Source organism: Pedobacter sp. 01N416, from assembly GCF_056399685.1.
The window spans coordinates 1-13,235 of record NZ_JBFTRT010000168.1 but is presented as its reverse complement, the minus strand read 5'-3'; the positions used below and the strand labels follow the sequence as shown (position 1 = coordinate 13,235).

The window sequence follows — 13,235 nt, the reverse complement described above, 5'->3', positions numbered from 1 at the left end:
TTATGCAGAACGTAAACAAAAGACCAAAGGCTATAATCTTGTTTTAAACAATGTGAAGTTCAAACTGATTTTAAGGATGTTCTCACTTGTTAAGAGAGGAGAAATGTATGTCGAGAATTATAGGAGAGCGTCATAAAAGCTAAGAAAAATTCCTAAAAAAGAATTTTTCTTAAAATAAATTTGCAATTGTGATAAACCTAGAATACGACCGTAGTGGAGAGATCTTTTAAATTTGATCTCAATAACTTGGTACAAAGATCTCTCCATTTCGCTGCGCTACAGTCGAGATGACGACCATTCTATTGGGTCAGCCATTGGTATCTGTCGAAGAACCTGCTTAATGCCTCGAAAGGCGTTTCGACAAGCTCTCCGTAGGAGTCCTTTGGACATTGTGGCAAATTCGGATGGAATTACAAATGTGATACTGCCTGTTTGATTTATTTTATAATGACTTTTTAACCTGCTTATCTCCAAATGGGCGAACATTACCATTCGCTTTTATACCAAAGCGTGATGGCAGGTTAGATGAACAACAAACTGCAGGCTTATATTTTACTTTCACCTGAGTATTGCGCTTCACCGTATCATTTTTACATGCAAAAAGCAAAGTGCAGCTCAGAATCAGAATTGGCTTAATTACCTTCATCTATTTTTCAATTTCCGACCAATCAAAACGCGGATTTTCTGAGGGTGTTTTAGCCTGCTTCATTAAAACATAAAGCGCTTTAACAGTTTCAGGATTTTTTGCCGCAATATCATTCTTTTCACCAATATCGCTTTTTAAATTATACAGTTCCAGCTTTTCGGCAGTTCCTTTGTCTTTAAAACGGATCAACTTCCAGTCGCCTTTGGTTACAGCTTCTTTTAGGCCGTCTTCGTTAAACTGCCAATAGAAATATTCATGTTCTTTAGCTGCTTTTTTGCCGCTTAACAAGGCAGAAAACGACAATCCATCAATATTTTTTGGTGATGCTGTTCCTGTTAGCTCTCCAAGGGTTGGCAATACATCCCAAAAGGCCCATGGCGTTGGATTAACCTGACCTGCAGCGATTTTGCCCGGCGCTCTTACAATTAACGGTACACGGATTCCACCTTCATAGAGATCTCTTTTTACACCCCTAAACTCGCCGCTGCTGTTAAAAAATACAGGATCGGCACCGCCTTCTTTGTGCGGACCGTTATCACTGGTAAAGAAAATATAAGTATCGTTATCCAAACCTAATTTCTTGATCAATGCAACAATAGTCCCCACATCAGTATCAAGTTTATTTACCATCGCCGCAAAAGCAGCATGTGGCTGCGCCTGACTATCATAGTTTCCTTTCTTCTCAAAAGGTGTTTCAGGTGGAAATTTACTCGAACCGTCTGCATTCTGGAACTTCTTCAATAGTTCTGCAGGTACTTTCAACTCTGCATGGGGAACAGTTAAAGGCAGATACAAAAAGAAAGGCTGGTCTTTATTCTCGTTAATAAAATCAACCGCTTTATTTACAATCAGGTCTTCAGTGTATTTTGCGGTATCAACAGGCACTTCTACTGTTTTACCACTAACAATTTCGTACAAACGGTTGGTGTAATATTCGTGTGCATGCGATTGATCCAGATATCCATAAAAACTATCGAAACCTTTTAAATGTGGCGCCCCCTTGCTGTCCTCATCGCCTAAACCCCATTTACCAAACATGCCTGTTTTATATCCGTTTCCTTTTAAACGTTCGGCCAAGGTGGTATCCTGTGCACGTAAAGCGGCAAGGCCATCTTTTGCTTTTGCATTGCCCCTAACCCAGGCATGACCCATGGTATAACCAGTCATTAAAGCACATCTTGAAGGTGCGCAAACGGTATTTCCTGAATAGAAACGGGTAAACTTAATTCCTTCTTCAGTGAGCTTATCCAGATTTGGCGTAGGGATTTTAGAATTGGGGTTAAAACTGTGTACATTACCATAGCCAAGATCATCAGCCAGGATAAAAATAATATTGGGTTTCTTTTTGCTTTGTGCTTGTACAGCAGTAAAACTGGCCATAAGTGTAGCAAAAGCTATAAATTTTAGAAGATTTATTATGGGAAAAGATTTCATAAACTCTTGTTTCACAGTGGTTATATTTTGGCAAATATAATTTTTTGCAAATAACCTACAAACTTACTAGACTTTTTATTTTACCTGCCCGAGATTATCGCAGACGCTTACTTGTAAATACTAAAATACAACTTCGTAACATTATTTAGGAATATTTTTTTTCTTTAAGCTAAGATTTTATAATTTAGCCGATGCAAAATTGGTGCGGCTGATAAAATAGATGCAGTAAGCAAAACTTTACGCGTTAGGCGTGAAAGCAATTAATGTGGTGAGGTCTGGAAAACCTGTTCTCTAGAAGAGATGAAATCGAACTGACGAACATTTCTTTGGCAGACGCACCAATTTTTCATTCAATTTAAGTTAGGCGGCTAAATTGAAGTACCGATATGCCTTTATGCCGTCTAAAACTCGTGCTAAAATTAGTGGTTTGTTCAAAACCCAATAGTTCGGCTATTTCATCAACCGTATAATCACTGTGAAGCAACAATTCTTCCGCCTCGCGCATAATCCGATCTTTGATGAGCACTGTTAAGCTTTTCCCTAGTACACGGTCTAAAAATTTATTCAATTTGCCAGTGCTCATCCCCATACCTTCCGCATAAAACTGAATGGACCTTTCTTGCTTATAAAATTGCTCCAAAATGGCCCTAAACCGTAATACCTGCTGTAAATCATCTAAGGTTAAAGCAGCGAGATAGCCGTCTAAGCCAGCCGTAAAACCCAGAAATAATGATAAGTATTGCGCTAAAAAGGACATATCTTTTTTAATATTGATTTCTTTTTTTAGCTGATCGAGCAAACTATAAGTTTTAGTTGATTTGTGCGGATCAAGATCCCTTAAAGACAAATTTAAGAAGAGATTCTTAGCCTGGGGATCCAAGTGCTGAAGTAAAAATTCGGCATATAATAAACTGCTAAAACTGAGCCAATAACCTGAGGTAATTTCTCCTTCGAGCCTAACCAGGCCCTCTTCCGGAATAAAAAATATCCTGCCGTTTAATAAGGGGTAATCGCCAGAATTCATGCACAAAAAGCCTTTCCCCTCACGTAAAATCAACATACGCATAGGGTATATTGCCTGCAACGCACGTTCTCTTTTAAAAAAACCGGTAATTGACTCTAGCTGTATCATAAACTTAAGGATAAACAACAGTAAGACCAAAGTTATCAGATTTGGTTACAAGTTGCTAAAATAATCTATTATAATGATTAAATTCTATCTGTAATACAGGCTATAAGAATCAAAGCATTAAACAATCATTAATCCTTCGGCTCAATGATTAGCACATTTATTGCAATTGATAGTGTTTGATGCAATTCGAAAGAAACCTTTAAACCCTTTTTTAGATTAAATCCATTTATTGGGCCGCTTTGATAAAACAGAACTTCTTCTCCAATATCGTTCCTGATTTTCCCAAAGCCTTCAGTTTCATTATAATAATCTATTGTTCCCATTTCTTTTGTCACCATTTCGACCTTTTGCGTTAACTAATATATAGCTAACCCAAAAAACTGTGCCAAATAATAAATAGACCGGTAATATAATGTAAAAAGAACCTGCTATAAGGCCTACCTATGCAGATAGCACCATCACCTTAATGGCCTCGATACCACTTTGTGTAAATTCTATTTCAAACTGAACAATATTATTGGGCTTTATCGGATCGATCACACCGCGGGCAAAAACACTCACTTCGCGCCCACCATTTGATGGAGTAATACTGCCAACGCCTTCTTTAGGATTATAAAACTTTACGGTACCTAATCTCATTGCACCATTAAATCAGTTTTACATCAACCGCATTGGGACCTTTTTTCCCTTGTGCTAATTCGAACTCTACCCGATCATTCTGGCTTATTTTATCGACCAAGCCTGTAACATGGACAAAAACTTCTTCTCCGTCTTCCGTTATAATGAAGCCAAAACCTTTAGATTCATTGTAAAATTTTACTGTTCCTTGCATTTAATTTAGATTTAATACAACAAACATACAAAAACTCAAAAAGTTTTAGCAATTAAATAGATTTCTATACCAAATCTATAGATCAAACGACAATTAATGATGATTTTAATATTCAGATAAACAAAGCACATATAAACAAAAAAAGTCGCAGACTGAATCAGCAACTTCGCTATTTTATTGCGTTACACTAAGTATTAACAAAGCGAATTTGGATCAAAAAACCAACGAAAACAAGCGCTCTTTACCAGCATCGGTATCACGATTGGCATAATATAAGGTAATACAAGTCTTTAATGGAAGAAATTTTATAAAACTGCCCCTATGAATAAGCGCTCATCTTACATTTATTATTGCACATCCCAAACAACCCTAAATATTATAAGGCTATTGTGAATACCAGAAAATGAATTCTTTTTTTATCCGGAGACCGAATTTTGCCGCATATCAAAATAAACCATTCGAAGAGAAAAATTTCTCTTGAAAAAAGTATTTGAAAATTGAACTAACCCTTTTTTCCGCTAAAAATCACAAAGAAAACACTAAAACCACCTAAAAGGAAAACTATTCCAAGAATCAAATTTACTTTATCGCCCATTCTGTAAGTTACAGATTAAAATCAGAATGACAATAGGCTGACACAAAATAATTCAAAAAACAACTTAAAGTTGTATGATTTTCATTTTTCATAGCTTTTTTACGCTGATTCCGATGAGTCCGGTTGATGATGGAATAAGCTGATAACTGACCCGATCGCCAATTTTAAGTCCTTCGAGCCTAAGAACCAGGACTCGCTTTTTAAGCTGATCATCTTCTAAAAAACAGATAGGCCTATCCTTATGAAATGCGACTATGGTTCCCGTTTCCATACGTATGAAATCAATTATTTTATCATAACTGATTTTAAATAGCCTAAACGGGACGCTCTTAGAAGAGATTAAGCAGAATTTTAAAATCGAAATCTTTATATTAATATTTTGGGCCTCACCTTAAGTTTAGCTATACCCATTATGTTTTTAGCAACTACTCCTCTTTTCGTAATAGCAGTATCAAATTCGACTGTACTTCCAACATACAGACCTTTAGCTTTGCAATCTACTATATCAAAATAGATGCTTTCTAAAACCAAATATTGAGAGATTAAACCGAAACCTCTTTCTTTATTGTACGCTGTTATTACTCCAGTCATCGTATTATTTTTAGAGTGTATACCTATATAAAACTAACATTACCAGCACAATACCTATTAAACAGTAGAGATTCTTAAAGAAAAAATAGATAACCTTAATAAATTTGTTGATGTATGAATTTTGACGAAAACGTTTTATAATTTCATTTTGGATCTATTCAATATATAATTCAACCGCCCTATAAATAACTAATTCTATTTTGACATTATTCGCATAATTTTTGATACAATACTTCAGGCTATAAAACTATATCCTATATTTATTCAAAATACCTGAACCAAATAAATGAAAACAACTTTTACGCTACTGTTATCTGCCATTGCATTTGTATTAATATCGGCAACAACACTAAACAAAAACATTTACGAAAGCAGGGCTTTCGAATTTTTCCCCAAATATAAAATAGACACACCGGATCAAGACCGTTTTGTAAAAGTGACCCTTGCACAGGGAGAATTTACAGAACCTACCGAAATGACCATCCTCCCTAACCTGGATATTTTGGTAGCACAGCGCAGAGGCGAAGTGTTGATTTATAAAAACCAGACCAAAAAAATCAAAGAAGCTGGTAAACTCGATGTTTATTTTAAAGCCACCGTCCCTGATGTGAATGCAGAAGAAGGCTTATTGGGTATGGCTGCAGATCCAAAATTTGCAGTTAACAAATATATCTACCTTTTCTACAGTCCGTTTGATAAATCTGTAAATCGATTATCCAGATTTAAGCTAATTAATGATCAGATTGTAAAAGAATCAGAAAAGATCGTTTTAGAATTTTATTCTCAGCGCGAAATCTGCTGCCATACCGGAGGATCTATTGCTTTTGGATCTGATAATTTACTTTACGTTTCAACAGGTGACAACTCTACTCCTTTCGATGTACCCAAACAACAATATGTAAATAAAGGCTATGCCCCGCTCGACAACAGAAAAGGTTTAGAACAATACGATGCCAGAAGATCGGCCGGAAATACCAATGATTTAAGAGGTAAAATTTTAAGGATCAAAGTAAATGAAGATGGAACTTACAGTATCCCTGATGGTAACCTTTTTTCTAAAAACGACCCAAAAGCCAGACCAGAAATTTATGTAATGGGGAATAGAAACCCTTACCGTATTTCGGTAGATCAAAAAAACAACTTTTTATACTGGGGAGAAGTTGGCCCCGATGCCAGTAATGACGATGCTTTAAGAGGCCCGAGGGGTTATGACGAAGTAAATCAGGCCCGTAAAGCAGGTAATTTTGGCTGGCCCTTATTTGTAGGTAATAACTATGCGTATAAAGCTTACGATTATACCAATGGAACAAACGGGAATGCATTTGATCCTGAAAAGCCAATTAACAATTCGCCAAACAATACGGGTTTAGAACAACTGCCACCTGCTCAACCTGCCTATATCTGGTATCCCTATGGCGAATCGAAAGAATTTCCACAGGTAGGCTCAGGCGGGCGTACCGCAATGGCCGGACCAGTTTATTATGCGACTGCAAACTCACCCTACCCCGCTTATTATAACGGAAAACTGATTATTTACGAATGGGTACGTGGATGGGTTAAAGCCGTTACGATGAATGCACAGGGTGATTACCTGAGTATGGAACCTTTTATGTCTAATGTTCCTTTAGCTGCACCTATTGATATGGAATTGGGGCCTGATGGGAAATTATACATCCTTGAGTATGGTAAAGGTTGGTTTACAAAAAACCCTGACGCAGCAATTACGAGGATTGATTATTTAAAAGGTAACCGACCTCCATCAGTTGAAAGTTTAAATATTGCTAAAACAAGTGGATTACTTCCTTACAAATTAACCGCAACTGTTAAGGCTAAAGATCCAGACGGAGATGCTTTAACTTACATTTGGAACCTGGGAAAAGGAATTACTAAAACTACTACAACGCCAAGTTTACAATATACCTTTACTAAAGCAGGAGAATATCCGGTAAGTGTTACTGTAATTGATAAAAGCAAAGCTTCTGTAAAAAGCCAGGTTGTACCGGTTTTTGCAGGGAACGAGCATCCAACTGTAGCTATTGACCTAGCTGGAAACAAAAGTTTTTATTTTCCGAATAAACCAGTTGATTATAAAGTTTTAGTAAGCGATAAAGGTGCTAAAGTGAATAATAATCGCATATACATTTCAAATACTTATACAGAAGGAACAGATTTAGCAGGAGCACAATTGGGTCACCAACAAGCAGCACAAACCCTTGTGGGTAAAACGATTATGTTAAAATCTGACTGTAGCACTTGCCACAAAGAGGCTGCTGTTTCTATTGGTCCTGCGTTTAACAAAGTTGCGGCTAAATATAAAAACGACAGCAAAGCGGTTGATTACCTGGCATCAAAAGTGATTGGCGGTAGCCATGGCGTATGGGGAGAAGTACCAATGCCTGCACATACCGCAATGAAAGAAGCTGAAGTGAAAAAAATTACAGAGTGGATTATGACTTTGGGCAACAAAGAAACCGTTAAAGCATCACTTCCAACCGCTGGAAAAATTATTCCACCAGCAACTACTGATAAAAAGAAATCGGTACTAACCTTAAAAGCAACGTATACCGATGCAGGTGCAGCAGGTTTAAAACCTTTAACCACCACTAATCTCATCAATCTTAAAAGCAGTATCATTGATGCTGACGACATTAAAGATTTTGCAGGTTTTCAGCGAAAGGATATCTATGGTGGAGAAAAACTTGTATTAACAAAGGATGATAGCTGGTTAGCCATTAAAAACATTGACTTAACTGGAATTTCAGGATTTGGTTTTTCATTTTTAAATCTTGATCCTGGATCAGATGGCGAAATCGAGATCAGGTTAGATGATAGTAAAGGCATTATGATTGGCAAATCTACCTTTAGGAAAAGTATCCCGATCAGCATGCTTTCAGATGGAAAATTCCATTCTATTTATTTTGTGTTTAAAGAACTAAAAAGCGGCGACAAAAAGAATAGACCAATTATTCAATCGATCACGGTAGAACCTAAATAGGTCTATAAATAAAATTATTTTGATGTTGCGTCATTCCCGCGAAGGCGGGAATCTTAATGCGAATAGAAAATACCACTAAAGCATTAAGATTCCCAATCAAGTTGGGAATGACGCATCTACAAAGTATTACTCTCCAATTAAGTACTTCGGGTTTTTTATTGTAAAAAAACACCGTTTAATACCCTCCATTAAATCAGCAATAATATCTTTGCAGCAAATGCTAAAGGATTTCCATGCAAAACATTAAAAACATTATTTTCGATTACGGAAACGTAATATTTGATATCGATTTCAGAATTGCGCAAGCATCTTTTCAAAAGTTGGGCATTACCGATATTGAAAATTTCTTTGCCCATAAAGCACACAATCAATTATTTGATGATTTTGAAACCGGAGCAATCTCTCCTGCCGAATTTAGGGTAGGGATTAGAAAGGCAGCGGACAAACCAGGCTTAACCGATAAACAGATTGATGATGCCTGGAACAGCTTATTGATCGGTACCATTCAGGAAAACCACGATTTATTACTTCGGGTAAAAGAAAAATTGAAGGCGCAAAAAAAGTAGGTTTAAATACCTTATTAATGACAGAAAAACCTGCTCAACTGGAATCTTTTTTAAAAGCAAACGGAATTTTGTAAATTAGTGTATGTCAGAAAAAAAGTTTAAGTCGCTAAAAGAGTTTTACCCTTTTTACTTGTCAGAGCATACCAATGCTACATCACGTATTTTACATTTTATTGGTACAGGATTGGTTTGTCTTGCTTTTTTCACAGGATTTTTGTTTCACAACTGGCATTTCTTTCTGGCCATACCCGTGCTGGGATATGGTTTTGCGTGGGTTGGTCACTTTTTCTTCGAAAAAAATAAACCCGCTACTTTTCAGTATCCGGGTTATAGTTTAGTAAGCGATTTTATATTGTTCTACGATCTCTTGACCGGGAAACAATCTTTTGTAGTGAAGAAATAATTTTGCGTAGTTTAAAAAACTACCGCTCAACCTAAACTCGATCCGATAGTTATCGGATGAAGCGGCATCTTTTTGGCTATCACCCTGAGCGAAGTCGAAGGGCAGCCAAAAGGATACAGCGCAAAGCGAGGCTGCATGCCCTGAAGAACTGCTGCATGTTCATTTCCAAAAAACAATGAAAAAACTATAAGACATGAAAGATGCTGAACTAAATTCAGCATGACGATACAAAAACAGTTGGCAATTTTCAGTTAACAGTATTTATTACCACCCAAAACTGAAAACCACCAACTGTTAACCGAAAACTGAATTACAGTTTCCTTCTTTTCAATTCTCTTTCAATCAAACCCAGCTCACGACCTGTTTGCCCGGCCACTGATGTATTCTCTTGTGCTCTTCTGAACAGATAAGGCATTACCGCTTTAATCGGTCCGTAAGGAACATATTTTGCTACATTATAATTCGAATCGGCAAGGTTAAAGCTCAAGTTATCACTCATCCCTAGCAACTGGGCAAAATATACATGAGGGTGATTGTGCTTAATGTTCTTTTCCTCTAAAAGATAAGTCAATAAACGGCTGCTATCTTCGTTGTGCGTTCCCGCAACGATGGCAATTTCTTCAATATGATCTACACAATACCGTAAAGATTCGTTATAATCACGGTCTGATGCTGTCTTATCCGGTTGAATTGGCGAAGGGTAACCCATTTCTACTGCACGTTTACGTTCTTTTTCCATATAGGCACCGCGAACCATTTTCACACCCAAAATAAAACCATCTGCCTTAGCAATTAAATGGTCGGCTTTCATATCGGCTAGCTTATCATGGCGATACATTTGATAGGTATTGTAAACAATAATACGCTCGCGGTTAAATTTACGCATCATATCCAAAGCCAGTTCATCAATGGTATTCTGGATCCAGGTTTCCTCTGCATCGATCATAATGGGTACGCCTTTATCGAAAGCGGTTTGGCAGATCTTTTCGCAACGCAGTTTTACTTTTTCGTATTCAGCCTGTTCTGTTTCAGTTAAAACTTGTTTAGCATCAAGCTTCTGCRATAAAGCAAAACGGCCAATACCCGTTATTTTGAAAACCGTGATCGGAATTTTGGCATCACCATCAGCGCGAACAATCGTACGGATAATCTCTGCACAGGTTTCATCAAAAACCTGTTCCTCTTCTTCGCCTTCAACCGAATAATCTAAAATGGTACCTACTCCGCCTTTATCCAATTGTGCAATGGCTTTATCGCACTCTGCAATGGTTTCTCCTCCACAAAACTGCTGAAATATAGTTGCTTTTATTGCGCCCTGTATAGGTAAACCAATATTTAAAAAGAAATTGGTAATGGCAGGACCAACTTTGGTAAGGAAATTACTGCCAATCATTTTAAAAAGCCAATATGCTTTTTTTAGTTCGTTGTTAGATTTTTGACGGAAAGCAATTTCCGTATTGTCGAAATTTGGTTGTTTGTTGGGGGATAAATCCATTTTTATCTATTAATAAGTCAGATTGGTGCAAAATTATAAAAAGCATTGACTGTTAAAACTAAAAACCTCTAAATAATCGTATTTTTGCACAAAATGATACAATTCAAATTAGAGGGCGAATTTATTCCATTAATCCAGCTGTTAAAAGCAAGTGGATTAGTTGGCAGTGGCGGTGATGCCCAAACCGTTGTTGAAGATGGTTTAGTAAAAACTAACGGTGAGGTCGAATTCCGCAAACGTTACAAGGTTAGGGTTGGCGATATTATTACTTTTGGAGAAAACAAAATAGAAGTTATTTAATGGAACCACTAACCAGTGCAGGTCACACCCTATATTTCGAAAGTAATTTAGCAGCGCTAAAAACACTTTTGGAAAGCAACAAATACAGTAAAGTTTTTGTACTTGCAGATGAACATACCAGCGAAATCTGCTTGCCCCTATTTCAATCACTTTTAGATGATTATGCTGAATTTGACCTAATCGAAACTTCGGCAGGTGAAGAAAACAAAAACATCGACTTTTGTATCGGAATCTGGAAGACGCTTTTGGACTTTGAAGCAGACCGTAAAAGTTTAATGATCAATTTAGGTGGTGGTGTAATTACCGATATGGGCGGATTTATTGCGTCTACCTATAAAAGAGGAATCGATTTTATCAATGTACCTACTACCCTTTTATCGCAGGTCGATGCTTCAGTAGGTGGTAAAACCGGAATTGATATCGACAATGTAAAAAACATGGTAGGCACATTTACCTTACCACAAATGGTTTTTATCGAAACTGCATTCTTAAAAACATTACCACAGCGCGAGCTTTTATCGGGCTTTGCCGAAATGATTAAACATGGCCTGATTTATGATAAGCCATATTACGAAAAGTTAAAAGAAAGCAACTACTTAACCCCTTCTGCACAAGATATTTACCGATCAGTAGAAATTAAAAACGAGGTTGTTACCATCGATCCGCATGAAAAAAACCTGCGTAAGATTTTAAACTTCGGGCACACCATTGGACATGCTGTAGAGGGTTATTCTTTGGCAAATGACGAAAATCCGTTAACACATGGTGAAGCCATTGCCATCGGTTTTGTTTGTGAGGCTGCATTATCGATCAAAAACAGTACGTTAACCCAGGAGGAATTGAAGGATATTAGTGGATATATTTTATCATTATACCCTAAATACCACATTAAAAAAGAAAGTTTCGATACACTTTTAGAGCTGATGCAAAGTGATAAAAAGAATGAAGATGGAAACATTCTCTTTTCACTTTTAGAAACAACAGGTAAATGCACGTTTAATTGCCGTGTAAGTACCGCCGATATTTTGAGCAGTTTAGATTATTACAATAGTTTATAAAATGAATTTTACCGGAAGTGATATTTCTGTAGTAGGCCTATTTGGTTTCGTAATCGTTTTAACCCTGGTTGAAATGTATTTCAGCTATGCCCACGACAGAAAATTATATACCAAACGCGATACGTGGACCAATATCTACCTGATGACGGCTGCTATTGTGATTAATTTAGCAACAAAAACAGGCACTTTTTTTCTACTGCAGTACTGTTATCAATTCCGATTGTTCCAAATCCCTAATATTTGGCTTTATTGGTTTGTTTTGATTTTAGCGCAAGATTTTCTGTATTGGTTTTTACATACAGTTGGTCATTACGTGCGCTTTTTCTGGGCGATGCACGTTACACATCATTCATCTGAACACTTTAACCTAACCACTGGTTTCCGTTCAACCGTTTTCGAGCCACTGTACCGAGTTTTCTTTTATTTGCCCTTAGCATTTATGGGGTTCACGGCTGTTGATATCCTTTTTGCTTACCTGGTAACCCAAATTTACGGCAACCTGGTGCATACTCAATACGACATTAAGCTTCCAAAATGGTATGGGTATATTTTCGTAACGCCATCACACCATCGCGTGCACCATGCCAGCAATGTACGTTACCTAGACAAAAATATGGGTATGGTTTTAATTCTTTGGGATAGATGGTTCGGTACTTTTCAAGAGGAGTTACCAGAAGATGTGGTTAAATACGGCTTAACTACTCAGCCTGAAGATACTGGTGCGATTAACATTATTTTCCATGAGTTTATAGCATTGAGTGCTGATGTTAAAAAAGCACCAACTTTTATAGATAAAGTGAAATACATTTTTAGCCCGCCGGGATGGAGCCATGATGGAAGCACCAAAATTGCTAAAATTATGCAACAGGAATTGCGTGAGGAGGAAAAGARAAGATACGAAGCCTTACAACAGGACAAAGTAAAAGGGCTTAACGACCGGGGAGAATTAAGTTCTACAGGATAAAAAATATTAATTTGTTTAATCTAAAGGTCTGTGTCTCCAAAGACCTTTTTTGTTAACATTTTATTTGCTTTTTTAACCACAGATGCACACAGATAAGCATTGATGAAGTTTTAGTATTCAAAAGTTCTGTCATTCTGAGCACAGCGAAGAATCGATGACTGTGGCGAACAGGTATTTCAGCGTCTGCATGTACTTCGTTACGCTTCTATTGATAGTACTCAATT

Annotated in this window: 13 protein-coding genes; 6 read left to right on the top strand and 7 right to left on the bottom strand. The window is 37.0% G+C overall.

Features of this window, described 5'->3' with window-relative positions:
* Window positions 1-646: 646 nt before the first annotated feature.
* The 6 genes from AC1DND_RS11330 to AC1DND_RS11305 form a co-directional block, all read right to left on the bottom strand.
* On the bottom strand, window positions 647-2,080 hold the full coding sequence (locus AC1DND_RS11330) for an arylsulfatase (protein ID WP_477581676.1): 1,434 nt from the start codon (window positions 2,078-2,080) through the stop codon (window positions 647-649).
* Between the two features lie 355 nt (window positions 2,081-2,435).
* Window positions 2,436-3,212, bottom strand: coding sequence for a helix-turn-helix domain-containing protein (locus AC1DND_RS11325; RefSeq protein ID WP_477581674.1), 777 nt, complete (start codon window positions 3,210-3,212; stop codon window positions 2,436-2,438).
* Window positions 3,213-3,340: 128 nt separating this feature from the next.
* Window positions 3,341-3,550 (bottom strand): S1 domain-containing protein, encoded by a 210-nt coding sequence (locus tag AC1DND_RS11320; protein WP_029279509.1) that lies wholly within the window; start codon window positions 3,548-3,550, stop codon window positions 3,341-3,343.
* A gap of 103 nt (window positions 3,551-3,653) precedes the next feature.
* On the bottom strand, window positions 3,654-3,851 hold the full coding sequence (locus tag AC1DND_RS11315; protein WP_215128475.1) for a cold-shock protein: 198 nt from the start codon (window positions 3,849-3,851) through the stop codon (window positions 3,654-3,656).
* Between the two features lie 7 nt (window positions 3,852-3,858).
* On the bottom strand, window positions 3,859-4,044 hold the full coding sequence (locus AC1DND_RS11310; protein ID WP_215128477.1) for a cold-shock protein: 186 nt from the start codon (window positions 4,042-4,044) through the stop codon (window positions 3,859-3,861).
* A gap of 961 nt (window positions 4,045-5,005) precedes the next feature.
* Entirely contained in the window at window positions 5,006-5,230 is a 225-nt protein-coding gene (locus tag AC1DND_RS11305; protein WP_165456555.1) for a cold shock domain-containing protein, read from the bottom strand.
* A 286-nt stretch (window positions 5,231-5,516) separates the two neighbouring features.
* On the opposite strand from AC1DND_RS11305, the gene AC1DND_RS11300 reads away from it, so the two are divergent.
* From AC1DND_RS11300 to AC1DND_RS11290, 3 genes are all read left to right on the top strand, one after another.
* On the top strand, window positions 5,517-8,225 hold the full coding sequence (locus AC1DND_RS11300) for a PQQ-dependent sugar dehydrogenase (RefSeq protein ID WP_477581671.1): 2,709 nt from the start codon (window positions 5,517-5,519) through the stop codon (window positions 8,223-8,225).
* A 233-nt stretch (window positions 8,226-8,458) separates the two neighbouring features.
* Window positions 8,459-8,791: an HAD family hydrolase gene (locus tag AC1DND_RS11295; protein WP_477581669.1), complete on the top strand. Its 333-nt coding sequence runs from the start codon at window positions 8,459-8,461 to the stop codon at window positions 8,789-8,791.
* Window positions 8,792-8,873: 82 nt separating this feature from the next.
* Window positions 8,874-9,194, top strand: coding sequence for an Mpo1-like protein (locus AC1DND_RS11290; RefSeq protein WP_477581667.1), 321 nt, complete (start codon window positions 8,874-8,876; stop codon window positions 9,192-9,194).
* 310 nt (window positions 9,195-9,504) lie between these two features.
* Here AC1DND_RS11290 and AC1DND_RS11285 read toward each other — a convergent pair whose 3' ends face one another.
* Complete coding sequence (locus tag AC1DND_RS11285) at window positions 9,505-10,689, bottom strand: proline dehydrogenase family protein (protein WP_477581665.1); 1,185 nt, start codon at window positions 10,687-10,689, stop codon at window positions 9,505-9,507.
* 93 nt (window positions 10,690-10,782) lie between these two features.
* Between AC1DND_RS11285 and AC1DND_RS11280 the strand changes: the two genes are divergently transcribed.
* Genes AC1DND_RS11280 through AC1DND_RS11270 form a run of 3 tightly spaced genes read left to right on the top strand, consistent with a single transcriptional unit; the run spans window position 10,783 to window position 13,011 of the window.
* Entirely contained in the window at window positions 10,783-10,989 is a 207-nt protein-coding gene (locus tag AC1DND_RS11280) for an RNA-binding S4 domain-containing protein (RefSeq protein ID WP_029275915.1), read from the top strand.
* Window positions 10,989-12,047, top strand: coding sequence for a 3-dehydroquinate synthase (gene aroB, locus AC1DND_RS11275; protein WP_477581663.1), 1,059 nt, complete (start codon window positions 10,989-10,991; stop codon window positions 12,045-12,047). Before AC1DND_RS11280 ends, aroB begins: the two co-directional genes overlap by 1 nt.
* 1 nt (window position 12,048) lies before the next feature.
* On the top strand, window positions 12,049-13,011 hold the full coding sequence (locus AC1DND_RS11270) for a sterol desaturase family protein (RefSeq protein ID WP_477581662.1): 963 nt from the start codon (window positions 12,049-12,051) through the stop codon (window positions 13,009-13,011).
* Window positions 13,012-13,235: the final 224 nt, after the last annotated feature.

Bases quoted from the DNA above. Each gene is read 5' to 3' on its own strand.
- AC1DND_RS11325 (WP_477581674.1), bottom strand. From the start codon at position 3,212: ATGATACAGCTAGAGTCAATTACCGGTTTTTTTAAAAGAGAACGTGCG.
- AC1DND_RS11290 (WP_477581667.1), top strand. From the start codon at position 8,874: ATGTCAGAAAAAAAGTTTAAGTCGCTAAAAGAGTTTTACCCTTTTTAC.
- AC1DND_RS11315 (WP_215128475.1), bottom strand. From the start codon at position 3,851: ATGAGATTAGGTACCGTAAAGTTTTATAATCCTAAAGAAGGCGTTGGC.
- AC1DND_RS11330 (WP_477581676.1), bottom strand. From the start codon at position 2,080: ATGAAATCTTTTCCCATAATAAATCTTCTAAAATTTATAGCTTTTGCT.
- AC1DND_RS11295 (WP_477581669.1), top strand. From the start codon at position 8,459: ATGCAAAACATTAAAAACATTATTTTCGATTACGGAAACGTAATATTT.
- AC1DND_RS11305 (WP_165456555.1), bottom strand. From the start codon at position 5,230: ATGACTGGAGTAATAACAGCGTACAATAAAGAAAGAGGTTTCGGTTTA.
- AC1DND_RS11280 (WP_029275915.1), top strand. From the start codon at position 10,783: ATGATACAATTCAAATTAGAGGGCGAATTTATTCCATTAATCCAGCTG.
- AC1DND_RS11310 (WP_215128477.1), bottom strand. From the start codon at position 4,044: ATGCAAGGAACAGTAAAATTTTACAATGAATCTAAAGGTTTTGGCTTC.
- AC1DND_RS11300 (WP_477581671.1), top strand. From the start codon at position 5,517: ATGAAAACAACTTTTACGCTACTGTTATCTGCCATTGCATTTGTATTA.
- aroB (WP_477581663.1), top strand. From the start codon at position 10,989: ATGGAACCACTAACCAGTGCAGGTCACACCCTATATTTCGAAAGTAAT.
- AC1DND_RS11320 (WP_029279509.1), bottom strand. From the start codon at position 3,550: ATGGTGACAAAAGAAATGGGAACAATAGATTATTATAATGAAACTGAA.